This window comes from Mycolicibacterium nivoides (assembly GCF_003855255.1).
In the GTDB taxonomy this organism is placed as follows: domain Bacteria; phylum Actinomycetota; class Actinomycetes; order Mycobacteriales; family Mycobacteriaceae; genus Mycobacterium; species Mycobacterium nivoides.
The window spans coordinates 2,781,326-2,805,741 of sequence record NZ_CP034072.1; the positions used below are offsets into that span (position 1 = coordinate 2,781,326).

20 protein-coding genes and 1 pseudogene are annotated in these 24,416 nt (G+C 67.7%); 10 read left to right on the forward strand and 11 right to left on the reverse strand.

Annotated elements, in window-relative coordinates:
* Window positions 1–16: 16 nt before the first annotated feature.
* Window positions 17–961, forward strand: a complete 945-nt coding sequence (gene dapD / locus EH231_RS13205; RefSeq protein ID WP_124712534.1) for a 2,3,4,5-tetrahydropyridine-2,6-dicarboxylate N-succinyltransferase — start codon at window positions 17–19, stop codon at window positions 959–961.
* Window positions 962–970: 9 nt separating this feature from the next.
* Here the strand turns inward: dapD and EH231_RS13210 are convergent, their stop codons facing one another.
* The 3 genes from EH231_RS13210 to EH231_RS13225 all read right to left on the reverse strand — a co-directional run bounded on the left by EH231_RS13210 (window position 971) and on the right by EH231_RS13225 (window position 4,340).
* A complete protein-coding gene (locus EH231_RS13210; protein WP_124712535.1) occupies window positions 971–2,227 on the reverse strand; it encodes a glycoside hydrolase family 27 protein in 1,257 nt (418 codons plus the stop codon).
* A 368-nt stretch (window positions 2,228–2,595) separates the two neighbouring features.
* Window positions 2,596–2,943 carry a VOC family protein gene (locus EH231_RS13220; protein WP_090428193.1) on the reverse strand — a complete coding sequence of 116 codons (348 nt, stop codon included), beginning with the start codon at window positions 2,941–2,943 and terminating at the stop codon, window positions 2,596–2,598.
* Window positions 2,934–4,340, reverse strand: a complete 1,407-nt coding sequence (locus EH231_RS13225) for an acyl-CoA synthetase (RefSeq protein ID WP_124712536.1) — start codon at window positions 4,338–4,340, stop codon at window positions 2,934–2,936. The genes EH231_RS13220 and EH231_RS13225 overlap by 10 nt, the downstream gene beginning before the upstream one ends.
* 78 nt (window positions 4,341–4,418) lie before the next feature.
* On the opposite strand from EH231_RS13225, the pseudogene EH231_RS13230 reads away from it, so the two are divergent.
* The 3 genes and pseudogenes from EH231_RS13230 to EH231_RS13240 all read left to right on the forward strand — a co-directional run.
* Window positions 4,419–4,886 (forward strand): annotated as a pseudogene (locus EH231_RS13230) (DUF309 domain-containing protein); the annotation flags it as partial.
* 3 nt (window positions 4,887–4,889) lie between these two features.
* Window positions 4,890–5,444 carry an NUDIX domain-containing protein gene (locus EH231_RS13235; RefSeq protein ID WP_124714268.1) on the forward strand — a complete coding sequence of 185 codons (555 nt, stop codon included), beginning with the start codon at window positions 4,890–4,892 and terminating at the stop codon, window positions 5,442–5,444.
* A gap of 34 nt (window positions 5,445–5,478) precedes the next feature.
* The gene (locus EH231_RS13240; RefSeq protein WP_124712537.1) at window positions 5,479–6,510 is read left to right on the forward strand and encodes an isopenicillin N synthase family dioxygenase; all 1,032 of its coding nucleotides are present in this window, start codon (window positions 5,479–5,481) and stop codon (window positions 6,508–6,510) included.
* A 9-nt stretch (window positions 6,511–6,519) separates the two neighbouring features.
* Here the strand turns inward: EH231_RS13240 and EH231_RS13245 are convergent, their stop codons facing one another.
* On the reverse strand, window positions 6,520–7,479 hold the full coding sequence (locus tag EH231_RS13245) for a proline dehydrogenase family protein (protein ID WP_124712538.1): 960 nt from the start codon (window positions 7,477–7,479) through the stop codon (window positions 6,520–6,522).
* 1 nt (window position 7,480) lies between these two features.
* Entirely contained in the window at window positions 7,481–9,109 is a 1,629-nt protein-coding gene (pruA, locus tag EH231_RS13250; RefSeq protein WP_124712539.1) for an L-glutamate gamma-semialdehyde dehydrogenase, read from the reverse strand.
* Between the two features lie 83 nt (window positions 9,110–9,192).
* Here pruA and EH231_RS13255 point away from each other — a divergent pair, with 83 nt between their 5' ends.
* The 4 genes from EH231_RS13255 (at window position 9,193) to EH231_RS13270 (ending at window position 14,156) form a co-directional block, all read left to right on the forward strand.
* Window positions 9,193–10,764, forward strand: a complete 1,572-nt coding sequence (locus EH231_RS13255; protein ID WP_124712540.1) for a PucR family transcriptional regulator — start codon at window positions 9,193–9,195, stop codon at window positions 10,762–10,764.
* An 87-nt stretch (window positions 10,765–10,851) separates the two neighbouring features.
* The gene (locus EH231_RS13260) at window positions 10,852–12,336 is read left to right on the forward strand and encodes a carotenoid oxygenase family protein (RefSeq protein WP_124712541.1); all 1,485 of its coding nucleotides are present in this window, start codon (window positions 10,852–10,854) and stop codon (window positions 12,334–12,336) included.
* A gap of 9 nt (window positions 12,337–12,345) precedes the next feature.
* Entirely contained in the window at window positions 12,346–13,542 is a 1,197-nt protein-coding gene (locus tag EH231_RS13265) for a sensor histidine kinase (RefSeq protein ID WP_241177967.1), read from the forward strand.
* Window positions 13,539–14,156, forward strand: a complete 618-nt coding sequence (locus tag EH231_RS13270; protein ID WP_090428171.1) for a response regulator — start codon at window positions 13,539–13,541, stop codon at window positions 14,154–14,156. Before EH231_RS13265 ends, EH231_RS13270 begins: the two co-directional genes overlap by 4 nt.
* A 6-nt stretch (window positions 14,157–14,162) precedes the next feature.
* Here the strand turns inward: EH231_RS13270 and dapC are convergent, their stop codons facing one another.
* Both dapC and fdxA read right to left on the reverse strand, forming a co-directional pair.
* A complete protein-coding gene (dapC, locus tag EH231_RS13275) occupies window positions 14,163–15,263 on the reverse strand; it encodes a succinyldiaminopimelate transaminase (RefSeq protein ID WP_090428168.1) in 1,101 nt (366 codons plus the stop codon).
* Window positions 15,264–15,292: 29 nt separating this feature from the next.
* Entirely contained in the window at window positions 15,293–15,616 is a 324-nt protein-coding gene (fdxA, locus tag EH231_RS13280; RefSeq protein WP_044519824.1) for a ferredoxin, read from the reverse strand.
* Window positions 15,617–15,879: 263 nt separating this feature from the next.
* On the opposite strand from fdxA, the gene EH231_RS13285 reads away from it, so the two are divergent.
* Window positions 15,880–17,895 (forward strand): NADPH-dependent 2,4-dienoyl-CoA reductase, encoded by a 2,016-nt coding sequence (locus EH231_RS13285; RefSeq protein WP_124712542.1) that lies wholly within the window; start codon window positions 15,880–15,882, stop codon window positions 17,893–17,895.
* Between the two features lie 83 nt (window positions 17,896–17,978).
* Here EH231_RS13285 and EH231_RS13290 read toward each other — a convergent pair whose 3' ends face one another.
* Together EH231_RS13290 and EH231_RS13295 are read right to left on the reverse strand one after the other, a co-directional pair.
* A complete protein-coding gene (locus EH231_RS13290) occupies window positions 17,979–18,527 on the reverse strand; it encodes a YceI family protein (protein ID WP_124712543.1) in 549 nt (182 codons plus the stop codon).
* Between the two features lie 228 nt (window positions 18,528–18,755).
* Entirely contained in the window at window positions 18,756–21,347 is a 2,592-nt protein-coding gene (locus EH231_RS13295; protein WP_164480876.1) for a bifunctional FO biosynthesis protein CofGH, read from the reverse strand.
* A gap of 202 nt (window positions 21,348–21,549) precedes the next feature.
* Between EH231_RS13295 and EH231_RS13300 the strand changes: the two genes are divergently transcribed.
* Complete coding sequence (locus EH231_RS13300; protein WP_124712544.1) at window positions 21,550–22,947, forward strand: hypothetical protein; 1,398 nt, start codon at window positions 21,550–21,552, stop codon at window positions 22,945–22,947.
* Window position 22,948: 1 nt separating this feature from the next.
* On the opposite strand, the gene EH231_RS13305 is transcribed toward EH231_RS13300, so the two are convergent.
* Entirely contained in the window at window positions 22,949–23,371 is a 423-nt protein-coding gene (locus tag EH231_RS13305; protein ID WP_164480877.1) for a hypothetical protein, read from the reverse strand.
* Window positions 23,372–23,483: 112 nt separating this feature from the next.
* Window positions 23,484–24,341 (reverse strand): N-acetyl-1-D-myo-inositol-2-amino-2-deoxy-alpha-D-glucopyranoside deacetylase, encoded by an 858-nt coding sequence (mshB, locus tag EH231_RS13310; protein WP_090428151.1) that lies wholly within the window; start codon window positions 24,339–24,341, stop codon window positions 23,484–23,486.
* Window positions 24,342–24,416 lie beyond the last annotated feature (75 nt).

Below are 24,416 nucleotides of genomic sequence, written 5' to 3' on the forward strand. Positions count from 1 at the left end.
AGTAACCTTGGCCAACGTGACTGCAGCATCTGGCGTCGGCCTGGCCACCATCACCGCCGACGGGACCGTCCTGGACACCTGGTTTCCCGCCCCCGAGCTGAGCGCCTCCGGCGAAGCCGGCACGGTGAAGCTCACCGGTGATGACATCCCCGCCGAGTTCGCGGGTCTGACCGGCCCCGATGCCGACCGCGGTGTCGAGGTGGTGGCGGTGCGCACCACGATCACCGACCTCGCGGACAAGCCCGCCGACGCGCATGACGCCTACCTGCGGCTGCACCTGCTCTCGCACCGGCTCGTGGCCCCGCACGGCGCCAACATGGACGGCATCTTCGGAGCGCTGGCCAACGTGGTGTGGACGAACTTCGGGCCGTGCGCGGTCGAGGGCTTCGAGACGGTGCGCGCCAAGCTGCGTCGCCGTGGGGCCGTTGCGGTCTACGGCGTCGACAAGTTCCCGCGCATGGTCGACTACGTGCTGCCGTCGGGCGTGCGGATCGCCGACGCCGACCGCGTCCGCCTGGGCGCACACCTGGCCGCCGGTACGACGGTCATGCACGAAGGCTTCGTGAACTTCAATGCCGGCACCCTGGGCACCTCGATGGTGGAAGGCCGGATCTCGGCCGGTGTCGTCGTGGACGACGGCTCCGACATCGGTGGCGGTGCGTCGATCATGGGCACGCTGTCCGGTGGCGGCAAAGAGGTGATCTCGGTGGGCAAGCGCTGCCTGCTGGGCGCCAACGCGGGCCTCGGCATCTCGCTCGGCGACGACTGCGTGATCGAGGCCGGGCTGTATGTCACCGGCGGCACCAAGGTGACCACCGCCGACGGGCAGACCACCAAGGCCGTCGAGCTGTCCGGGGCCAACAACCTGCTGTTCCGCCGCAACTCGCTCTCCGGTGCGGTCGAGGTGGTCAAGCGTGACGGCACCGGCATCACGCTCAACGAGGCGCTGCACGCCAACTAGAACCGATTCCTAGTTGGCGCCGCAGTCCGGCGTCACCCGCAGCATCACCACGCCGTGACCGGGCACCTGCCGTTCGATGGTTCCGGTCGCGGTGGTTTCAGTGTGCTGCCACAGGTCGCGCACCGTGGCGCAGCTGTCGTCGGCCACTCCGATCGCGTCCAGGTCGGTGCGGATGGTCTGCGGCCCGTCGGACTGATCGAACAGGGCCAGCGCCACCGCGCCGTCGGTCAACCGTTTGACCACCACGCGCGGATCACCGCTGAGCGGCTGCCCCTGCACCATCAGCGGATCTTGATCCACGGCGATCACGTCCCGGTTGGTCAAGATGTCCCTCGTCCCGTCCGTCATGTCGCGAATATCGTTGCCCGCCAACAGAGGTGCGGCCAGCATCGCCCACAGTGAGAAGTGGGCGCGCTGCTCCGTGTCGGTCAGATCAGGCCGCGGCGCACCCAACGCCATGGTCGGATGCCCGACGACGAACTGATACCAGCCGACCCCGACCACCAGCATGTCGGGGTCATTGACGTGACTCGGTTTGCTCTGCGGCGCAAGCGGACCCGATTGACCGAACGCCTGACTCACCCCGGCCAGACCCTCCCGCCACAACGCGGCATCGCCCCACGCGGGAACCAGGTCGACGGCGTCGCGGGTGATGTCGGCGATATGCGACCAGTCGTAGGCCAGGCCGGCTCCCGGGTCGCCGGAGCTGTTCGGGTTGATGCTGTAGACGATGTGACGACCACTGGCACGCAAGGCATCCCGCATCGCGGTGAAGTACTGCACCTGATCGTCGTGGCCGGCCTCCATCCGGCACCAGTCGTACTTGAGGTAGTCGACGCCCCACCCGGCGAACGTCTTGGCGTCGGCTTGCTCGTGCCCCGCAGCACCGATCCGGGGATCCTGCCCGCAGCCCTGGTTGAACGGGCTGTGGTAGATCCCCAGCAGCAAGCCGCGGTCGTGCGCGTACCGGGCCAACGCGGCGATGCCGTGCGGGAAGCGGTCCGGGTCGGCCCGCAGCGAGCCGTCAGCGCCGCGGATCGGCGCCGCCCAACCGGCGTCCAGGTTGACGTAGCGGTATCCGGCATCGCGCATGCCCGACGAGACCATCGCGTCGATGGTCTCGCGCACGCTCTGCTCGGTCAGCGTGATGCCGGAGTTCCAGGAGTTCCAGCCCAGCGGCGGCAGCTGCGGCTGCGACGGCGGGGCCGGTGCACTGCACGCGGCCAGCACACCGACGCAAGCCACCAGCCGACCGAGTCCGCGCATGCGGTCATGGTGACATCGTTGCCTGGCAACTCACCTTGACGCTCAACCTAGGTGCAAGGAATCCCGTGCGGGCCACCCACCCAGTGACCTGGTGGAGATTGCCACGGGCACCATTTCTTGATCTGTCCGGGCGGGCCCATGTTGACCCCCGGATTCCAGTCAACCCACCCGGGCCCGGGAATCCACGGGATGTTGGGACCCCATCCGGGGTCAGCCTGTGCCGCCCCCGCACCCAATCCGAGGGAGCCAAGGCCAAGCGCACCGGCGATCATCGCCGTTCCAGCGGCTTTCTTGAAATTCATACATGCCTCCAAACCGAGGCAGGGCGCTGACGTGCGATTAACGCCCCGTCAGTAACCAACGTACCCCTACTCGGCGGCGAGCACGCAGAACTCGTTGCCCTCCGGGTCGGCCAGCACCACCCACGTCTCCTCACCTTGGCCGACGTCGACGTGGTGGGCGCCGAGACCGATCAACCGGTCCACCTCGGCCTGCTGATCCTCCGGCGTGAAGTCCGGATGCAGGCGGTTCTTGACCACCTTGTCCTCCGGCACGGCCGTGAACAACCAGGTCGGGCCGGCACCCGGTGGCGGCGTGAGTATCACGTCGCCGTCGGCATCCGTGTGCACGGGCCAGCCGAGCGCTTCTGACCACCAGGCCCCCAACGCTTCGGGGTTGTGTGCGTCGATGCAGATCTCGGAGAACCTCAACCCCATTGCGCCAGTTCCTTTTTCATCACCTTGCCCATGGCGTTCCGGGGCAGGCTGTCCACCAGCCGCACTTCGCGAGGCCGTTTGTGCGCTGAAAGTTGTTGGGCGACAAAATCGATCAGCGTTTCGGGTGCAGCGGTGCCGACGACGAACGCGACGATGCGCTGCCCGAGATCGTCGTCGGGCACACCGACCACAGCCACCTCGTCGACGCCGTCATGGCCCAGCAGCACCGTCTCGATCTCACCGGCGCCGATGCGGTAACCGCCCGATTTGATCAGGTCCACCGACTCCCGCCCGACGATGCGGTGCATGCCGCCGGCATCGATGACCGCCACGTCGCCAGTGCGGTACCAGCCGTCGGGATCGAAGGCGTCGGCGGTGGCCTCGGGCCGGTTGAGGTAGCCGCCGAACACCATGGGGCCCTTGATCTGCAGCCGTCCGACGGTCTCACCGTCGTGCGGCACCGGTGCGCCGTCGTCGTCGACGAGCCGGGTCTGCACCCCGTCCAGGGGCAGCCCGACCCAGCCCGGCCTGCGCTCACCGTCGACCCGGGTGCTCAGCGTGATCAGCGATTCGGTGCTGCCGTAGCGCTCAACGGGCGCATGTCCGGTGAGCCGCACCAGTTCGTCGAACACCGGCACCGGCAGCGGCGCGCTGCCGGAGACCAGCAGCCGGGCCGTGGCCAGGGCCAGCGCCGAGTCGAGGTCTTTGACCACCCGCGACCACACCGTGGGCACCCCGAAGTACAGCGTGCCCTGGGCCTGCGCGTATGCGGCCGGTGTCGGTTTCCCGGTGTGGACGAAGCGATTTCCGATCCGCAGCGAACCGAGCAGGCCCAGCACCAGGCCGTGCACGTGGAACAGCGGCAGCCCGTGCACCAGGGTGTCAGCAGCGGTCCACTCCCACGCCGCCGCCAGCGCGTCGATGTCGTCGGCAATGGCCTGGCGGCTGATCGGCACGCCCTTGGGCGCTCCGGTAGTCCCGGAGGTGTACATGATGATCGCGGTCGAACTGGGCGCCGGCTCGGGATAGCGGTGCCAGGACCGGGCGTGCAGCCGCACCGGGATGTGTGGCAGTCCCTCGGTCTCCTCGGGCCGCTCCCCCAGCCAGGCCTGGGCGCCGGAGTCGGCGAGGATGTGCCGACGCTCTGCCGCGCCGACGTCGGCGGGTACCGGGACCACCGGCACACCGGCGATCAGGCAGCCGATGATGGCGAGGACAGTCGTCGGGGTCGGTGTCGCCAGGACGGCGACACGTTGCGCGACAGCCACCCGCTCGGCCACCGAGGTGGCGGCGCCGACGAGATCACTGCGGCTCAGCACGGCACCGTCGATGGAAACGGCATCGGCGAGTTCGGCGCCGGCGGCGACGGCCGCGGGGTTCAGAGAGGCCAGCAACACTCTTGTGAGGCTACCGGCGTGCCGTCCGGCGATCCCACGCACTCGACAGGACGCGGAGTTGGCGAGAGGCTGGTGCCCATGGGCACAGCTACGCGTGACCGCGACGACTCAGGCCGGCCCCGCAGCACTCGCCCGCGTGACGCACTCGGCCGGCCGTTGCCCTACGGCAGTGAGGGCGTCGCACGGATTCCTGACGACCTGGAGCTCTCACCGGCTGAAACTCTCGCCTACGCCCAGGATCTGCTCGACCGCGGCCAAGCGTTCAGCGCCCACGAAGTACTCGAAGCGGCGTGGAAGAACGGCCCGGAACATGAACGTGGGCTCTGGCAGGGGCTGGCACAGCTGGCCGTGGGCATCACCCATGTCCAGCGCGGCAACCTGGCCGGTGCCGGCGCCCTGCTGAGACGAGCATCGGCGCGGCTGTCGCTGGTCGACCTACCGGCGCCCTATGGCATCGACGTGACCCGCCTGGTCGAGTTCGCCGCCACGCTCGCCGATGAGATCGACGAGGGCGACGTCGACGCAGAGCGCCTGCACATCCGCCTGCGCGTGGACACGATCCGGCGGACTGCGACGCGCGAGGTGTACCGGAACAACTGGTTGACGCTGCGCGAGGACGACATCGTCCGGCCCGACGGCAGCACCGGCGTCTACGCCGTGGTGGACAAACCGACCTACGCGCTGGTGATCCCGTACGACCCCGCTCAGGATCGGTTCCACCTCGTCGAACAGTTCCGCTACCCACTCGGACTGCGGCGCTGGGAGTTTCCCCAGGGCACCGCGCCCGAACAGGAGCATCTGGACGCGACGGCATTGGCCCACCGCGAGCTTCGGGAGGAAACCGGGCTGCGCGCCGAGCGCATGGAACGCCTGGGCCAGCTCGACGTGGCCGCCGGGATGAGCAGCCAGCGGGGGTGGGTGTTCCTGGCGACCGGCCTCACCGAGGGTGAACACGAACGCGAGCACGAGGAACAGGACATGCACAGCGCGTGGTTCTCCCGTGCCGAGCTGGACCGCATGATCCGGGACGGTGACATCACCGATGCCCAGAGCCTGGCTGCGTTGGCATTTCTGCTGTTGCGCGAGAGCGGAATTCAGCGTTGACATCAACTTAGGTTGAGGTTCTAGCGTCGAGCCCGTGAGCCAACCAGAGGTGATAGTCGACCAGGTCGTCCTTCGAGACGGCTTCGTCCCATTGATCGATATCAGCAGCGCCCGCAATGGCGATCCACGCCAGCGTCAGGCGGTGGCCGATGCCATCGGCCGGTGCTGCGAGAGCAGCGGCTTTCTGCTGCTCGTCGGCCATGGGGTGCCCGAAACAGCGATCGAGGACGTCAACCGCGCGCTGCGCGAGTTCTTCTCGCTGCCGCAGGCCGTGAAAGAACAGATCGGAGCGGATCCCGCCGATCCGCTGGCCCGTGGATTCAGCAGCGCAGGCAGCCTCGCGGCCACCAACGACGGTGCCGACCGCGCCACCGAGCACGAGTCTCCGGACCACGTCGAGAAATTCGTGCACTTCCCGCTGGGCAACCCGGAGGGATACGGCGGAGCAGGATGGACCGACGAACGCGTGTTCGTCGCCGAACGATGGCCCGAGGTGCCCGGATTCCGAACGGCCTACCAACGCTACTACGACGAGATGTCCTCCCTCGCCACCGAATTGGCGCGGCTCTTCGCCTTGGCTTTGGGCCTGCGCGAAGATTGGTTCGACTCCTCGATCGACCGGCACAACTCCAACCTGATGGCCAACCACTACCCGGCCGACGACCAGCCGGCAGGCCACATCCGGCTGAGCCAGCACAGCGACTGGGGCAACCTCACGATCCTGTTGCAGGACGAATCCCAGAGCGGGCTACAGGTTCTCAACGATCGCGGTGAATGGCTCGATGTTCCAGTGGTTCCGGGCGCGTTCGTCATCAACATCGGTGACCTGCTGGCTCGGTGGACCAACGACCGGTGGGTCAGCACGGTGCACCGCGTGGTGAGCACCGGAGCACCGACCGCCGAGCGGTTCACCCTTCCGTTCTTCCACCAGCCGAACTACGACGCGGTGATCGAATGCATTCCCACGTGCGCCTCAGCGGACAACCCAGCGCGGTATGAGCCGGTGGTGTCAGGACCGTACCTGCTCAACAAGTTCAAGGTCGCCTACGACCTGAGTCCCGGCTGAGGTTGTGGCTCAATGCCGCTCGGCCAGCGCACGCAGGAAGAACATCAGGTTGGCCGGACGCTCGGCCAGCCGCCGCACGAAGTAGCCGTACCACTCGTTGCCGAACGGGACGTACACCCGCACATGGTTGCCCGCCTCGGCCAGCCTGCGTTGTTCGGCGTCGCGGATGTTGTAGAGCATCTGGTACTCGAAACCGTCTACCCCGCGGCCGAACTCGTCGGCCAGCTCCGGTACCGCGTCGATGATCATCGGGTCGTGTGAGGCAACCATCGGGTAGCCCGATCCGGCCATGAGCACCCGCAGGCACCGCAGGTAGGAGTCGGTGACCTCCTCGGCGTCGCGGTAGGCCACCGAGGCAGGTTCGTCGTAAGCGCCCTTGCAGAGCCGGATCCGTGCTCCGGCTGCGGCGAACTCACGGCAATCTGCCTCGGTGCGGTGCAGGTAGGCCTGCAGTACCGTTCCCAGCCAATCGAATTCGGTACGCAGGTCACGCACGATCGACAGGGTCGAGTCGGTGGTGGTGTGGTCCTCGGCATCCACGGTCACCCAGGCTCCCACCTCACGGGCCTTGGCGCAGATGGTGTGCGCATTCTCGTAGGCGATCTTCTCGCCGTCGCGCGGCAGCGCCTGGCCGAGCGCCGAGAGCTTGAGCGACACTTCGAGCGGCCGCACTGCCGCGTCGGCGTCACCGCGCTGCGCCAACCCCTCGAGCAGGGTCAGGTAGGCCTGCACGGTGCGTTCGGCGTCCTCGTTGCTCGTGGTGTCCTCACCGAGGTAGTCGACGGTGGCGAAGCGACCCGAATCGCGCAGCGCACCAACGGTGTCGAGCGCATCCGGCACCGTCTCCCCCGCGACGAAGCGGTCGACCACCTTGCGGGTGATCGGGAGACGTTCAGCGGTGTGGCGCAGCCGCAGCGAGTGCGAAGCGGCCAGGATCGCCGGGCGGGCAACCCGCTGGAACACACCCATCTCAGGCCTCCATGTGCGGGTAGGTGTGGTTGGTGGGCGGCACGAACGTCTCCTTGATGGAGCGGGCCGAGGTCCAGCGCAGCAGGTTCAGCGCCGAGCCGGCCTTGTCGTTGGTGCCCGAGGCCCGTGATCCGCCGAACGGCTGCTGGCCGACGACCGCACCGGTCGGCTTGTCGTTGACGTAGAAGTTGCCTGCCGCGTTCCGCAGCCGGTCGGCGGCCGTCAGCACTGCCGCGCGATCGTCGGCGATCACCGCGCCGGTCAGGGCGTAGCGGGCGCCGGTGTCGACGACGTCGAGGATCCGCTCGTACTCCGCGTCCGGATACACGTGCACGGCCAGGATCGGCCCGAAGTACTCGGTGGAGAAGGCCTCGTCGGTCGGGTCGTCGGACAGCAGGACGGTGGGCCGCACGAAATAGCCCTCGCTGTCGTCGTATTCGCCGCCGGCCGCGATGGTGACGCCCGCGGCACCCTTGGCCCGCTCGATCGCCGCGACGTTCTTGGCGAAGGCGCGTTCGTCGATCACGGCGCCGCCGTAATTGGTCAGGTCGGTGACATCGCCGTACTTGAGGTCCGATGTGGCCGAGAGGAAGTCGTCACCCATCTGGTGCCACACCGAACGCGGGACGAAGGCCCGCGAGGCCGCTGAGCATTTCTGCCCCTGATAGTCGAAGGCCCCGCGAATCAGGGCGGTGCGCAGCACATCCGGGCGGGCCGAGGCGTGCGCGACGACGAAGTCCTTGCCGCCGGTCTCGCCCACCAACCGTGGATACGTGTGGTACCGGTCGATGTTCGCGCCGACCTCACGCCACAGGTGCTGGAAGGTGGCGGTCGACCCGGTGAAGTGGATGCCGGCCAGTCGCGGATCAGCCAGTGCCACATCGGAAACCGCGATCCCGTCACCGGTCACCAGGTTGATCACCCCTGGCGGCAGCCCGGCGGCTTCCAGCAGCTGCATGGTCAGGTAGGCCGCGAAGGTCTGGGTGGGTGAGGGTTTCCACACCACTGTGTTGCCCATCAGTGCGGGCGCGGTGGGCAGGTTGCCCGCGATCGCGGTGAAGTTGAACGGGGTGATGGCGTAGACGAAGCCTTCGAGCGGCCGGTGGTCGGTGCGGTTCCACACGCCGGGGCTGCTGATCGGCTGCTGGGCCAGGATCTGGCGGGCGAACTCGACGTTGAACCGCCAGAAGTCGATCAGCTCGCACGGCGCGTCGATCTCGGCCTGATAGGCGGTCTTGGACTGGCCGAGCATGGTGGCCGCGGCGATCTTTTCCCGCCACGGGCCGGCCAGCAGGTCGGCCGCACGCAGGAACACCGCGGCGCGTTCGTCGAACGGCATCGCCGCCCACTCGTGCTTGGCGGCCAGCGCGGCGTCGATGGCCGCGCGGGCGTCGGTGTGTTCGGCGTTGGTCAGCGTGCCCAGCCGCGCGCTGCGGCAGTGCGGCTGCACCACGTCGATGCGTGCGCCGCTGCCCATCGTGTGTTTGCCGCCGATGACGTGCGGCAGGTCGATCGGGGCGCCGGCCAGTTCGCCGAGCGCGGTGGCGAGCCGGGTGCGTTCCCCCGAGCCCGGCGCGTAGTCATGGACCGGCTCGTTGGCCGGCGAGGGCACGTCGGTGATGGCATCCATGAATCAAGAATCCCCGACGTGACCCACGCAACACTTGTCCGATCAGACAAGCATTACGTCGCCAGTCAGTAGAATCGGACAACATGCGGACAACGGGCGTCAGCCTGGGCCAACTGCTGTTGGCGCTGGATGCCACGCTGGTACGGCTGATCCAGGCGCCACGCGGCCTGGACCTGCCCGTGGCCTCGGCCGCACTGATCGACTCCGACGATGTGCGCCTGGGCCTGGCGCCGTCCGCGGGGGCCGCCGACGTGTTCTTCCTGCTCGGGGTCTCCGAGAACGATGCTCTGCGTTGGGTCGAGCAACAGACTGTGCGGCGGGCGCCCGCGGCGATCTTCATCAAGGAACCGTCGGCGGCGGTGGTCAGCCACGCGGTGGCGGCGGGCACCGCGGTGGTGGCAGTCGATCCCAGGGCCCGTTGGGAACGGCTCTACCGGTTGGTCAACCACGTCTTCGAGCATCACGGCGACGGCGCGCTGCACGCTTCGGACACCGATCTGTTCGGCCTGGCCCAGTCCGTTGCCGAACGCACCCACGGCATGGTCAGCATCGAGGATGCCCAGTCACACGTGCTTGCCTATTCGGCCTCCAGCGACGAGGCGGACGAGTTGCGGCGGTTGTCGATTCTCGGCCGGGCGGGCCCGCCGGAGCATCTGGCCTGGATCGCACAATGGGGCATCTTCGACGCGTTGCGCTCCCGACCGGAAGCGGTGCGGGTGGCCGAGCGTCCCGAACTGGGGCTGCGCCCCCGGTTGGCCATCGGCATTTTCGCACCCACCGTCGACGAGCGTCGGGCCCCTGCCTTCGTCGGCACGATCTGGGTTCAGCAGGGCAGCCGTCCGCTGGCCGAGGATGCCGAAGACGTCCTGCGCGGCGCCGCGGTGCTGGCCGCGCGCATCATCGCCCGGCTGGCATCCGCCCCGTCGACGCACGCCGTGCGGGTGCAGGAACTGCTGGGGTTGGGCGAGGCCGGCGCTCCGGTCGAAGTCGAGTTGATCGCCAGAGAGTTGGGTGTGGCCGTCGACGGTCGGGCCGCGGTGATCGGCTTCGACAGCCCCGCCGGAGGCACCCGGCTGGCCGATGTGCTGGCGTTGAGCGCCAGCGCTTTTCGTCACGACGCGCAGATGGCGTCGGCGGGGTCCCGCGTCTACGTGTTGTTCCCCAGCACCGGCAAGGCGGTGACCTCGTGGGTGCGCGGCACAGTGTCTGCGCTGCGGGCCGAATTGGGACTGCAGTTGCACGCGGTGATCGCCAGCCCGGTGGCCGGCCTGGCCGGCGCTGCGGGTGCCCGCACCGATGTGGACCGCGTGCTCGACACTGCCGAGCGCCATCCCGGAACGCTGGCCGCGGTCACCTCACTTGCCGAAGCGCGCACCACGGTGCTGCTCGACGAGATCGTCACCGCGATCGCCTCGGATGAGCGGCTGATCGATCCGCGCGTGCGGGCACTGCGCGCCGACGAGCCGGTGCTCGCCGAAACCCTGGGCGTGTACCTGGACTGCTTCGGCGATGTCGCTGCGGCGGCACAGCATCTGCATGTCCACCCCAACACCGTGCGCTACCGGATCCGCCGGGTCGAGCAGTTGCTGGCCACCTCACTCAACGATGCCGACGTGCGACTGCTGCTCTCGCTGAGCCTGCGCGCGACCGGTTGAGGCCGGGCCGCTGTCCATCGTTCGGTTGACAGACGAATCAGCCGTGAAGTCGTCGCGCGGAGGCAACCGGAGGAGCACCGTGGGGGTATGACAACCGAAGCGGTTCAGCAGGAATCCGAGCATCCGTATCTCAGCGGGAACTTCGCACCGGTGCATGACGAGGTCACCGTCACCGACCTCACCGTTACCGGGACCATTCCGGACTACCTCGACGGGCGGTATCTGCGCACCGGACCCAACCCGCTGAAGGCTCCCGATCCGCAGCGCTACCACTGGTTCTTCGGCGACGGCATGGCGCACGGGATCCGGCTGCGCGACGGCGCGGCAACCTGGTACCGCAACCGGTGGGTGCGGTCGTCGTCGGTGGCCCGCGAGCTCGGCGAGAAATGGGCGGGCGGCGCACACGCCGCGGGATTCGATTTCGCCGCCAACACCAACATCATCGGCCACGCCGGCAAGACCTTCGTCCTCACCGAGGCCGGCGTGCGGCCCTACGAACTCACCGAGGAACTCGACACCGTGGGCCCGTCCGACTTCTGCGGCACCCTGTTCGGCGGCTTTACCGCACACCCTAAGCACGACCCGAAAACCGGTGAGCTGCATGCGGTCTCATACAACCCGATGCGCGGCAACCTGGTCACCTACACCGTCACCGGGGTGGACGGAAAGGTCCGGCGTACCGTCGACGTTCCCCTGCCCACCCAGACGATGATGCACGACTTCACCCTGACCGAACACCACGTGGTGCTCTACGACCTGCCGGTGGTGCTGGACCTGTCCGCTGTGGTCAAGAGCGCCCCGGCCCGCACCGCAGCGCGGCTGCTGACCAGGCTCGCCGCCACGCACGCGGCGCCGGACTTCCTGCTGCGTGCCACGATGCGCGGTTCCGAACACCGGGGCCTGCCGTTTTCGGGGATGCCCTACCGGTGGGCACCCGAGCGCGGCGCCCGCGTCGGGGTGATGCCGCGGGAGGGTTCGGCTGCCGACATCCGGTGGTTCGAGGTGCCGACCTGCTATGTGTTCCACGCCCTCAACGGTTATGACCGCGCCGGGGCCGACGGCGAGCAGATCGTCCTCGATGTGGTGCGGCATCCCGCGGTGTTCACCACCGGGGATCAGTTGTTCACCGACTCTGTCACGTTGGACCGCTGGACCATCGACCTGGAAACCGGCCGGGTGCGCGAGCAGCGGCTTCACGACGAGTCACAGGAGTTCCCCCGCGTCGACGAGCGGCTTGTCGGCCTGCCCCACCGGTACGGCTACACCGTCGGTATCAATGTCGGGCCGGACGGAGCGCCGACCTCAATACTGCGCCACGACCTTCGGGATGGCGGCACCGAGCGCGTCGAGTTCGGGCCGGGACGCGAGCCCGGCGAGTTCGTCTTCGTGCCGGCCGGTCCGGACGCCGACGAGGACGAGGGCGTGCTGATGGGATTCGTCTATGACCGCGCCGAGAACCGCAGTGATCTGGTGCTGCTCGACGGCCAGACCCTGGCACCTGTTGGCACCGTGCATATTCCGGTCAGGGTTCCGCACGGCTTCCACGGCAATTGGGTGGCGTCGGACCGTTAGCATCGGCTGATGACCGAGAACGGTCCTGGCCTGCGTGAGCCGTCGAGCTGGCACTGGATGTGGGAGGCCTACGTCTGTGGCCTCTGCATCGCGGCGATGGTGGCGGTGGTAGTGCTGCAGCGGACCCTCGGAGGGAACGTACCGGTGGCCTGTGGCGCGCTCGCCGCCATGGTGGTGATCGTTCTGACGTTCGGCCGCAATGTTATTCGTGATGTGGATCCGTCCGCCGGTCCGGTGAGCGCTCGCGCCGCGGCGTTCGTCGCGGTGATGATCGGACTGTGGCTCGTCGCCATGCTGGCAGCGGACGCGGCGGTCACGGCGATCCCGGCGCTGTACCCACTGATCTTCGCCGCACTCCCGCTCACCGCCGCCCTGACGCTCACCTTCCTGGTCACCCTGCTTCCACTGGCACTGGCCGCGGCCGTTCATGGGCTGGGGTGGTCGAGCCTGCCCGCAGTGGCGGCGATAACGCTGGCGGGGGCGGTGGCGGCCCCGATCATCGGCACCTCGATCATGACCATCATGCGCCAGCGCAGGCAGTTGGAAGAGACAGTCGCCGAACTGGCGGCCACCCGGGCCGAGACCTCCCGGCTCTCGCGGGAAGCCGGGGCGGCCACCGAGCGGGAGCGGCTGGCCCGGGAAATCCACGACACCCTGGCGCAGGGGTTCACCAGCATCGTGGCGCTCGCCCAGGCCGTGCAGGCCGAGAGCGAGAGCGATCCGGCCGCCGCCGCCCGCCATGTCGAACTGATCCGCAGCACCGCGCGGGACAACCTGGCCGAGGCCCGCACGATGGTGACCGGGCTGACGCCCGCCGCGTTGGAGGAGGGCTCGCTGTCCGCCGCCCTGCGCCGCCAGGCCGAGGGCCTGGCCGCCGAGACCGGGATCTCCGTCGACGTCCGCATCGACGACGATCTACCGCAGCTCGGCATGGCCGCCGATGTGGTGCTGTTGCGCAGTGCGCAGGAGGCGATGGCGAACGTGCGCAGGCATGCCCACGCCAGCGTGCTGCACGTGCGGCTGCAACCGGACGCGGACGGGGTGCGGCTTTCTTTGTCCGACAACGGTATCGGCCTGCGACCCGATCACGTCGACGGGTTCGGCCTGCGCGGGATGCGGGCCCGGCTGGACCAGGTCGGAGGCACGCTGACGCTGTCCACACCGGAAGGTGGCGGGGTGCAGGTGGTCGTGGCGGTGCCGACATGACGACCGTCTTGCTGGTCGACGATCACCCGGTGGTCCGCGAGGGGCTGCGCGGCATGATCGACGCCGAGGACGACCTGACCGTGGTCGGTGAGGCCGGCTCCGGGGCCGAGGCGATCGGGCTGGCCCACACACTTCGACCCGACGTCATCCTGATGGACCTGCGGATGCCCGGGATCGACGGTGTCACCGCCACCGCACAGATCCTGGCCGACAATCCGTCGACCCACATCGTCGTGGTCACGACCTACGAGAGCGACACCGACATCCTTCGCGCCGTCGAGGCGGGGGCGACGGGCTATCTGCTCAAGGACGCGTCCCGCGCCGAGTTGGCCCGCGCCGTGCGCGACGCCGCGCGCGGCAAGACGGTCCTCGCCCCGGGCGTGGCCGACCGGCTGGTGAACGCGGTCCGGGCGCCGTCGGTGACACTGTCGACGCGCGAAGCGCAGGTGCTGGCCCTGGTGGGCACCGGGGCCACCAACTCCGATATCGGCCGCGCCCTGCACATCAGCGAGGCCACGGTGAAGACGCATCTGCTGCGGGCGTTCAACAAGCTCGGGGTGTCCGACCGGACGGCAGCGGTCACCACCGCGATGTCGCTCGGGTTGCTCGACTGAGCCGGATCAGGCCAGCCGCTGCACGGCGGTGGCGATCCGCTCGTCTGTCGCAGTCAGCGCGACCCGCACGTACTGCGCTCCTGCCGGACCGTAGAACTCGCCCGGCGCCACCAGGATCCCGCGCTCGGCCAGCCACCTGACGGTGTCGCGGCACGGCTCGCCACGGGTGGCCCACAGGTACAGGCCCGCCTCGGAGTGCTCGACGGTGAACCCGGCCGCCTGCAGGGCGGGCAGCAGGACCGCACGGCGCTTCAGGTACCGCTCGCGTTGGATCGCTTCGTGCTCGTCGTCGTCGAGGGCGGCGGTCATCGCGGCCTGCACCGGCGTCGGCACCATCATCCCGGCGTGCTTGCGCACCGCGAGCAGCTCGGCCACCACGGCAGGATCCCCGGCGACGAACCCGGCGCGGTAGCCGGCCAACGAAGAGGTCTTGGACAGGGAGTGCACGGCCAGCAGGCCGGTGTGGTCGCCGTCGCAGACAGACGGGTGCAGCACGCTGAACGGCTCGGCTTCCCAGCTCAGGCCCAGATAGCACTCGTCAGACGCGATCAGTACGCCACGATCCCGGGCCCAGGCCACCACCTTGCGCAGGTGGTCCACCCCGAGCACGCGGCCGGTGGGGTTGCTGGGCGAGTTCAGGTAGATCAGCGCGGGACGTTGCGGCCCCAGCTGGGTCAGCGAATCGGCACGCAGCACCTGCGCCCCGGCCAGCAGGGCGCCCACCTCGTAGGTGGGGTAGGCCAGTTCGGGAACGACGACGGTATCGCCGGGGCCGATCGCCAGCAGTGTCGGCAGCCAGGCGATCAGCTCCTTGGTGCCGATCACCGGCAGCACCGCGTCCGGTGCCAGGTCGGTGATGCCGTAGCGGCGTTGCAGCGCGGCCAGGGCGGAGGCACGAAGGGCCGGGGTACCGGCGGTCGTCGGGTAGCCCGGAGCGGAGCTGGCGGCGGCCAGCGCATCCCGGATCACCGGCGCCACCGGATCAACCGGAGTACCTACCGAAAGGTCGACGATTCCGTCGGGGTGCGACCGGGCCAGGGCCGTGACGTCGGCCAGGGTGTCCCACGGGAACTCTGGCAGTACCGCCGAACGACGCTGTCGCACCACGTCAGTCTCGAAGCCGGTCTCGACTGTGCTCAGTCCTCGGCCTTGGCCGGCAGATCCTTGATCACCTGCGGATCGTTGTCGGTCTCGCCGACCTTGGAAGCGCCGCCGGGTGAGCCCAGTTCGGAGAAGAAGTCCGCGTTGGCCTGCGCGTAGCTGCTCCACTGGTCGGGCACGTCATCTTCGTAGTAGATGGCCTCGACCGGGCAGACCGGTTCGCACGCGCCGCAGTCCACACACTCGTCGGGGTGGATGTACAGCATGCGTGCACCCTCGTAGATGCAATCGACCGGGCATTCCTCGATACATGCCTTGTCTTTGACGTCGACGCAGGGTTCGGCAATGACGTACGTCACTGATGTCTCTCCTGTCCAGTGGGCTGCTGGGCTCGGTGGTCGGGACTCTGATGAGTTCGACGTCACAGTATGCGTTGCCCATACTTGGACGCTCGTCTCAGTGTGCCCTAACTTCACGCACCACCCATTTAAGGGTGGCGCGTAGTAACTGATACTAAACGTCGCAGATACACCTCGCCTAGTCGCCACGGCCTATTACTTGACTCTCGGCAACGCCATACAACTAGTTGCATAGGACCGCCGGTCCCACCTACTCTGCCGACATGGGGTTGGCCTATCCGAACCTTTTGTCACCGTTGGACCTCGGGTTCACCACGCTGCGCAACCGGGTGGTGATGGGCTCGATGCACACCGGCCTGGAGGACCGTGCCGGTGACACCGCGAAACTGGCCGAGTACTTCGCCGAGCGGGCTCGCGGCGGCGTCGGGCTGATCATCACCGGCGGCTATGCACCGAACAAGACCGGCTGGCTGCTGCCCTTCGCCTCTCAGCTCGTGTCCTCGTCAGAGGCGCGGCGGCATCGCCGGATCACGGGCGCCGTACACGAGGCCGACGGCAAGATCCTGCTGCAGATCCTGCACGCCGGACGCTATGCCTACCATCCACTTTCGGTGAGCGCGTCCGCGATCAAGGCCCCCATCAACCCATTTAAGCCGCGACGACTCCGTGATATCCAAGGCACCATCGACGACTTCGTCCGCTGCGCGCTGCTGGCCCGCGAGGCGGGTTACGACGGTGTCGAGATCATGGGCAGCGAAGGCTATCTGCTCAACCAGTTCCTGGCACCGCGCACGAACAAGCGCAACGACGCTTGGGGCGGCACCCCGGAGAAACGTCGCCGCTTCCCGGTCGAGATCGTGCGCCGGGTGCGCGAGGCGGTGGGCTCCGATTTCATCATCTGCTACCGGATGTCGATGGCGGATTACGTCGAGGACGGCCAGAGCTGGGACGAAATCGTCGCGCTGGCAACCGAAGTCGAAGCAGCTGGAGCGACGATCGTCAACTCGGGATTCGGCTGGCACGAGGCACGCGTGCCCACGATCGTCACCTCGGTACCCAACAGCGCGTTCGTTGACATCAGCAGCGCGCTGGCCGAGCACATCTCGATCCCGGTGGTGGCCTCCAACCGGATCAACATGCCGCAGACCGCCGAACAGACGCTGGCCGATACGCACGTCCAGTTGATCTCGATGGCCCGGCCCTTCCTCAGCGATCCGGACTGGGTACTCAAGGCCGCCGAGGAGCGCGTCGACGAGATCAACACCTGCATCGCCTGCAATCAGGCCTGCCTCGACCACGCCTTCGTGCACAAGAAGGTCTCGTGCCTGCTCAACCCGCGGGCCGGGCGGGAGACATCGCTGGTGCTCAGCCCGACGCGCCGGGCCCGGTCCGTTGCCGTCGTCGGCGCCGGGCCGGCCGGGCTGTCCGCCGCGGTCAGCGCCGCACAGCGCGGTCACCGGGTGACACTGTTCGAGGCGGGGTCGGCGATCGGCGGCCAATTCGACTTGGCCAGAAGGATTCCCGGCAAGGAAGAGTTCAACCAGACCATCCGGTACTACACCACGATGCTGGACAAGCTCGGGGTCGACGTGCGGCTGGGGATCCGGGCCGGAGTCGACGATCTGGCCGGTTTCGACGACGTGGTGCTGGCCAGCGGGGTCACGCCGCGGCTGCCCGCCATCCCCGGCATCGACCATCCGAAGGTCCTCACCTACGCCCAGGCCATCACCGGCGCGCCCGTCGGCAAGTCGGTGGCGGTGATCGGCGCGGGCGGGATCGGTTTCGATGTCAGCGAATTCCTGACCACCGACGAGTCACCGACGCTCAACCTCAAGGAATGGAAGGCGGAGTGGGGCGCGGCCGATCCTCAGGAAACCCGCGGAGCGCTCACCACTCCCCTGCCCGCCCCGGCCGTCCGCGAGGTGTACCTGCTGCAGCGCACCAAGGGCGCACAGGGCCGCAACCTCGGTAAGACCAGCGGCTGGGTGCACCGGGCCTCGCTGAAAGCCAAAGGGGTACATCAGCTTTCCGGGGTGAACTACGAGCTCATCGATGACGAGGGGCTGCACATCAGCTTCGGCTCCGAACACCGCGATCGACAGGTGCTCCCCGTCGACAACGTGGTGATCTGCGCCGGGCAGGAGTCGGTCCGCGATCTCGAGGATGCGTTGCGCGGTGCCGGCATCGAGCCGCACATCATCGGAGGCGCCGCTGTCGCAGCCGAACTCGATGCCAAGCGGGCGATCCGTCAGGGCACCGAGTTGGCCGCTCGCCTGTAGGCCACCCTGCACCGCGAGCGACCGCGTCTGTACGGAGACACGCCGTATTTCTTGGCATTTTGCGGTCGCTCACGGTGCCGGCATCAGGCCTGCTTGAGGGCTTCGATCTCCAGGGTGACGGTGATCTTGTCGCCGACGACGGTGCCACCGGTCTCCAGCGGCATGTCGATGTCGATGCCGAAGTCCTTGCGGTTCAACACCACCGAGGCCTCGAAACCGGCGACAGCGCCCTGACCCATGCCAGGGTTCACGCCGTTGAACTCGAGCTTGAGCGAAACCGGCTTGGTCACACCCTTGAGGGTGAAGTCGCCGTCGACCACGTAGTCGTCGCCATCGGGGCGCACCGCGGTCGAAACGAAGGTGGCGGTCGGGTAGTGCTCGGCGTCGAAGAAGTCTGCGGACCGCACGTGGGCGTCGCGCTGCTCGTTGCGGGTGTTGATCGAGTTGACGTCGATGGTGGCGCTGACCGACGGAGTGCCGTCCTCGGCAATCGTGACAGCGCCGCTGAACGTCTCGAAGCTGCCGCGGACCTTGCTCACCATCAGGTGGCGGACCGAAAAGTTGATCGACGAATGGACCGGGTCGATGGCCCAGGTGCCTGCGGTCAGGTCGGTGGCTACTGCGACGGTCATGGTGTCTCCTTGGTTCGAGAGCCGGTCGGTCCGGCACCTTCACCAAGCACTAACCGGACTGTGGTCCGATTCAATTCCCGAATTTCAGAATTTTTCTGCCGATCGTGAAAGCAGGGCGCATCACGCCCTGTCATGGCTCCGCGAGCGACCGGCCAGGTACGCAAAATGCGGCGTGTCGGCGTACAGACACGGTCGCTCGCGGTGCAGAGGCGCTACTTATGCCGCGAGTTATGCCGCCAGGGGCGAGTAATCAGTGGTGCGCTGACGGGCCGGGCGGCCGATGCCCTCGGCGATCGCGACGAGTTCGGCCACGGTCTTGGCCGAGCCGTTCTCCGAGCCGGCCATCCGGGAGATGGTCTCCTCCATCAACGTGCCGCCCAGATCGTTGGCGCCACCGCGCAGCATCACCTGCGTGCGCTCGATACCGAGCTTGACCCAGCTGGTCTGAATCGACGGGATCCGGCCGTGCAACATGATCCGGGCCAATGCGTGCACGGCCCGGTTGTCGCGGTGCGTCGGCCCGGGACGCGCGCCCCCGGCCAGGTACAGCGGCGAGGACTGGTGCACGAAAGGCAGCGGCACGAATTCGGTGAATCCGCCGGTCTTGTCCTGGATGCCGCGGAGCACGTTGAGGTGCCCCACCCAGTGCTTGGGCGTGTCCACGTGGCCGTACATCATCGTCGACGACGAGCGCAGGCCCACCTCGTGCGCGGTGGTCACCACATTGATCCACTCCGACGTCGGCAGCTTGCCCTTGGTGAGCACCCAGCGCACCTCGTCGTCGAGGATCTCGGCGGCCGTGCCCGGGATGGTGTCCAGACCGGCCTCGCGCAGGCTGGTCAGCCATTCACGGACGGACAGCCCGCTGCGGGTCACGCCGTTCGCGATCTCCATCGGGCTGAACGCGTGCACGTGCATCGACGGCACCCGCGCCTTGACGGCACGCACCAGATCGGCATAACCGGTGACCGGAAGCTCGGGGTCGATGCCACCCTGCATGCAGACCTCGGTGGCACCGGCGACGTGGGCCTCCCAGGCGCGGTCGGCCACCTCGTCGGTGGACAGCGAGTACGCGTCGGCGTCGCCCTTGCGCTGCGCGAACGCGCAGAACCGGCAGCCGGTGTAGCAGATGTTGGTGAAGTTGATGTTGCGGTTGACGACGAACGTCACGTCATCCCCGACGACATCGCGGCGCAACGAATCCGCCAGTGCGGTAACGGCTTCCAGCGCCGGCCCGTCTGCGGTGGCCAGCGCGAGATACTCGTCGTCGCTGCAGCCGCCCGGATCGCGTTCGGCGGAGCGCAACGCGGCCAGCACATCGGTGTCGATACGTTCGGGTGCACGGGCAGCTAGCTCGTGCACCTTGGCGCGGATCGACTCCCAGTCGCCGAATGCACTGTCCAAATCGCTGCGGGTCTCGGTCAGCCGGCCCTCGGAGTCGATCGCGGAGTGCAGATCGATGCGGCCCAGCGATTCGGACGCCTCGTCAGGCTCCTGCCACGGCCGTCCGACCGGGTTGACGTCCAGCGCGAACCCGGTGTCGGGATCGGCCAGCGCGTCGACATGCCCGCGCACCCGCGGATCGATCCAGGCCGCACCCGCCTGCACGTACTGCGGTTGCGCGGTCAGCCGCTGGACCAGGTCGTAGCCGGCCTCGGCGGTCACATCGGCCAGGTCGTCCAGCGCCGGCCAGGGCCGCTCGGGGTTGACGTGATCGGGGGTCAGCGGTGAGACGCCACCCCAGTCGTCGACGCCGGCGCCGATGAGCGCCAGGCATTCGTCACGCGACACCAGATTCGGCGGGGCCTGGATGCGCATCTTGGGCCCCAACACCAGACGCGTCACCGCGATCGTCGCCAGGAAGTCGTCGATCCCGGCATCGGGCGTCGACGCCATCGCGGTGTGGTCCTTGGCCCGGAAGTTCTGCACGATCACTTCTTGAACGTGACCGAATTCCTTGTGGGACTTGCGGATCGCGTGCATGGTCTCGGCACGCTCAGTCAGCGTCTCACCGATCCCGACCAGCAGCCCGGTCGTGAACGGGACCGACAACCGGCCGGCATCGTCCAGCGTGCGCAACCGCACCGCGGGATCTTTGTCCGGGCTGCCGTAGTGGGCCTCGCCCTTGACCTCGAACAAGCGACGCGACGTGGTCTCCAGCATCATGCCCATCGACGGTGCGACGGGCTTCAGCCGCGACAACTCCGACCAGCTCATCACGCCCGGATTCAGATGCGGCAGCAGACCGGTCTCCTCGAGCACCCGGATGGCCATGGCCCGCACATAGTCCAGCGTCGAGTCGTAGCCGCGCTCGTCGAGCCACTGCTTGGCCTCGTCCCAGCGGTCCTCGGGGCGGTCGCCGAGGGTGAACAGCGCTTCCTTGCAACCCAGCTCGGCACCGCGGCGCGCGACGTCGAGAATCTCGTCGGGCTCCATGTACATACCCATGCCCTGCGCACGCAGCTTGCCGGGCACGGTGACAAAGGTGCAGTAATGGCAGGTGTCGCGGCACAGGTGCGTCACCGGGATGAACACCTTGCGCGAGTAACTGACCGGCAGCCGGCCATTCGCTCCACGCCGGCCTGCCGATTCCAGCCCGGCGTCACGCACCCGGGCGGCGCTGGCACACAGATCGGCCAGATCTTCGCCGCGGGCCGTCATCGCGATGGCGGCCTCGTCGACGTTGAGGGTCACGCCGTCGCGAGCCCGGCGCAATACTCGCCGTAGGGCAGCCGAAGTCGTCGGCGCGCTGGGCACCGTTGATTTCGATGGGACGGCCGGGATGGGCAGATCGGCGCCGCGCTGGGGGTTCAGAGCCACTCCCGTGTAACCCCGTCGTTGTGCACAATCATCCACGCGTCTCACATTCTGAAACCAATGCGCCCGGCATACCGGCCACGATAGCCCCAGCATGTCAGGACAGTGTGAGGCCCTTAGTGGACACACAATTTAAAGAAGCGACTATCGGCCTACCGACCACGTAAGTTATTTCCGTCGGGAAGGGGATACCGGAGGAGTCGTGATGTCTACAAGTGTTCGTTCGTATCTGGTCGCGGGAGCCGCCGCGGCCACAGCCACAGCCATCGCCCTCACCCCGGTACAGGCAGCTCCTGCTGATATCGCCGTCCCCGCACACCCGACCTCCACCCAACCGCAACTGACGCAGGCCATGGTCGATCTGCTCGCCGCGGCCAGCCGGATGACAGCTGCGGTAGCCCCGAAGCTGCCCGACCAGACGGGTCCCGCCCCAGCACTGGGGGTCGCGCCGTCGGGGGCCGTCACGACCGGAGAGATCGGCGTCCAAAACGCGGCGGGCAATTTCGTGGAGTCCGCTTACCTGGGCATCCAGGCCTGGGTCGACTGGGCTGTCGATTACGGCACCGACCTTGCCTACTGGGTTGGGCAATGGGTTCCGTTCGTCAGCCCCATCACTACCCAGGTCGACATCTTCTACTGGCAACTGATCAGACCGATCGCGAACGCCGTTGCTCTCACCTTCCTGGTCCCGGTGATCAATGATCCGCTGAATCTCGGGGTGTGGGTCAACTCGGCGGGTGCGGCGATCATCCAGTCGGTGCAGGCCGCGGTCAACTTTGGTGTCGCTGAGTTCAACCAGTTCTTCGGCTGGATCATCCCGCCGCTGCCGCCACCATTTCCGACGGTTGCATCCGTGGCGGCGACCGAATCACTGGCCACACCGTTGGCCTCCAGCCTGCGTGAGCTGGTGGGCGATCTCGTGCGGCCGTCGACGGATTTCATGACCAACCTTGCTGCGCCCGCGGCGATCGCTGAGGGAACTACCCAGCGCCCGCTGAGTAGTGTGGCCGCCGCGCTCTCCAAGGCTGGCGAGAACTTCGCGACGACGTTCGAGAAACTGGCCGAGGGAACCGGCCTCGCGGCCCTCACCGACCGGCTCAAGGCGCAGGCGGCGGCGGACGGAGAGAATCCGGTCACCGAGCTCGTCGGAAGCACGGTCGAAAAGGCCCTCGAAGGCACCGTCGAGACCACCAAGGAAGCATCGGAGAACCTCGCCAACGGCCTGAACGAGACCGTCAAGGCCGTCTCGAACGACGCCGAACCGCAGGAGATCACGACGGCACAGAAAGACGACATCAGCGTCGTCCCGAAGTCGGTGCGCCAGTCGCTGCGGAATGCTCAGGACGCAACCGCGGTAGACAAGACAGAAGCGGCCGACAAGGCACCAGGCCGAACCGTCGTCTCAGGCAAACAGGACATCCGCGCTGCCGTCGACAAGTCGGCGGCGGGTGTGAAGAAAGCCGCGGACGACACCCGTGAAGCGGTCAAGAACGCCGTCAAGAACGTGGCACCGAAGCCCAAGGTCAAGAAGGAAAAGACCGTGTCGGCCAAGGATTCCCAGCAGTCCAAGGACAACGGTAAGTCGGACAGCGACAAGAAGTAGGTCAGCGGCGGTAACGCAGTCGCAGCATCGCCGCCGGTGGTAACGCACCGGCGGCGATGAATATCAGCGAGCCGTAGGCCATCAAGCCTCGGCCGGCGAAAATGATGTCTCCGCCCGGACCACCGAACGTCATCGCCACGACAGTGGCCAGCCAGGTCCACAACGGCAGCGCCGCCATCCGCATGGAATCTGTCCAGTACATGGCCGCCCACACGAGAGCGGTGTTGACCGCTCCGGCCGCCAGCGCGCTCACCGGAAACGGGATCGACCCAACATATGACGGCAGCAGTAATGCGCCTACGACGGCCGAGATGACGCCGTCAACCGCGAGCAGTGCCAGGACAACACGACCCAGCACAAGGTCCGAGGGCGGGGTCAGGTCGGGATGCTGTCGAGCAGACCGACAAGCGAACCCACCACCCACTGGAAGTTGTCCGCGCGGTCCTGCCAGTGCTGCAGGTTCGGATCCAGATCGGGGTCCATGAATGTCCCTTCGACGCCTCTGATTCACCGGAGCTTACCGCGTCCAGTTTTGGCTATTGCAGATTCAGTCCGTGCAGCAGGTCGGTTTCCCACCCACGCGCGTCCCGCTCCCCCGCGTTGCCCGACACCAGCACGTAGTGCTCCTCACCGAGCAGCGGCAGGGCAAGGTTGTTGGACAGTGCGAATGCGCTTCCGTCGGCAGCGACGGTGACCTGGGTGGCGTGGGCCCGCATCGCGGCGACCTTGGCCGGAAGCTGTGCGGTGGCGTCGACGACGGCATCGATCTGATCGTCGGTGTACCCGAACGGAACATCCCCGACGTCGATCCGGATCCAGTCCTCGGGTACGTCCTGCAGACCCTTGAGGCCGGCCCGCATCGCGGTGCTCGCCATGACCGTCCAATAGAACTTGGGGACGTCCCAGCCGGCTGCCGCGACAGCCGCGGTGGTGACGCGGTGCGCCTGCTTGTGATCGGGGTGCCCGTACCCGCCGTCGGGGTCGTAGGTGACGACGACATGCGGTCGCAGGTTCTCGATGATCTGCACCAGTTCGCCGACCGCCTCGTCGAAGTCGGCGTCAATGAAGCGCTGCTGCTTGCGCGCCGGTGAACCCTCCATGCCCGAGTCGCGCCACCGACCGGGGCCGCCGAGGAACTGCGGTGCGCCGATGCCGAGTGCGCTCAGCGCCTTGGTCAGCTCGCTGATCCGGTAACCGCCGAGTTGATCGGCGTGGTCGACGGCCAACCGCGCGTAGCGGTCGCCGATGACCTCACCCTCCTCGCCGAGGGTGCACGTCACCACATGCACGTCGGCACCGAGCGCGGCGTAATGCGCGATCGTGGCGCCGGTGGTGAGGGTTTCGTCGTCCGGATGGGCGTGGACGAACAGCAGACGGGGCGTTTCGCTGGGCATCGTGAGCGACGATAGCCCTGCATCGACGGCCCCGCCGCAAGACCCGCTCCACCAGCGTTTTCCACAACGCTGACG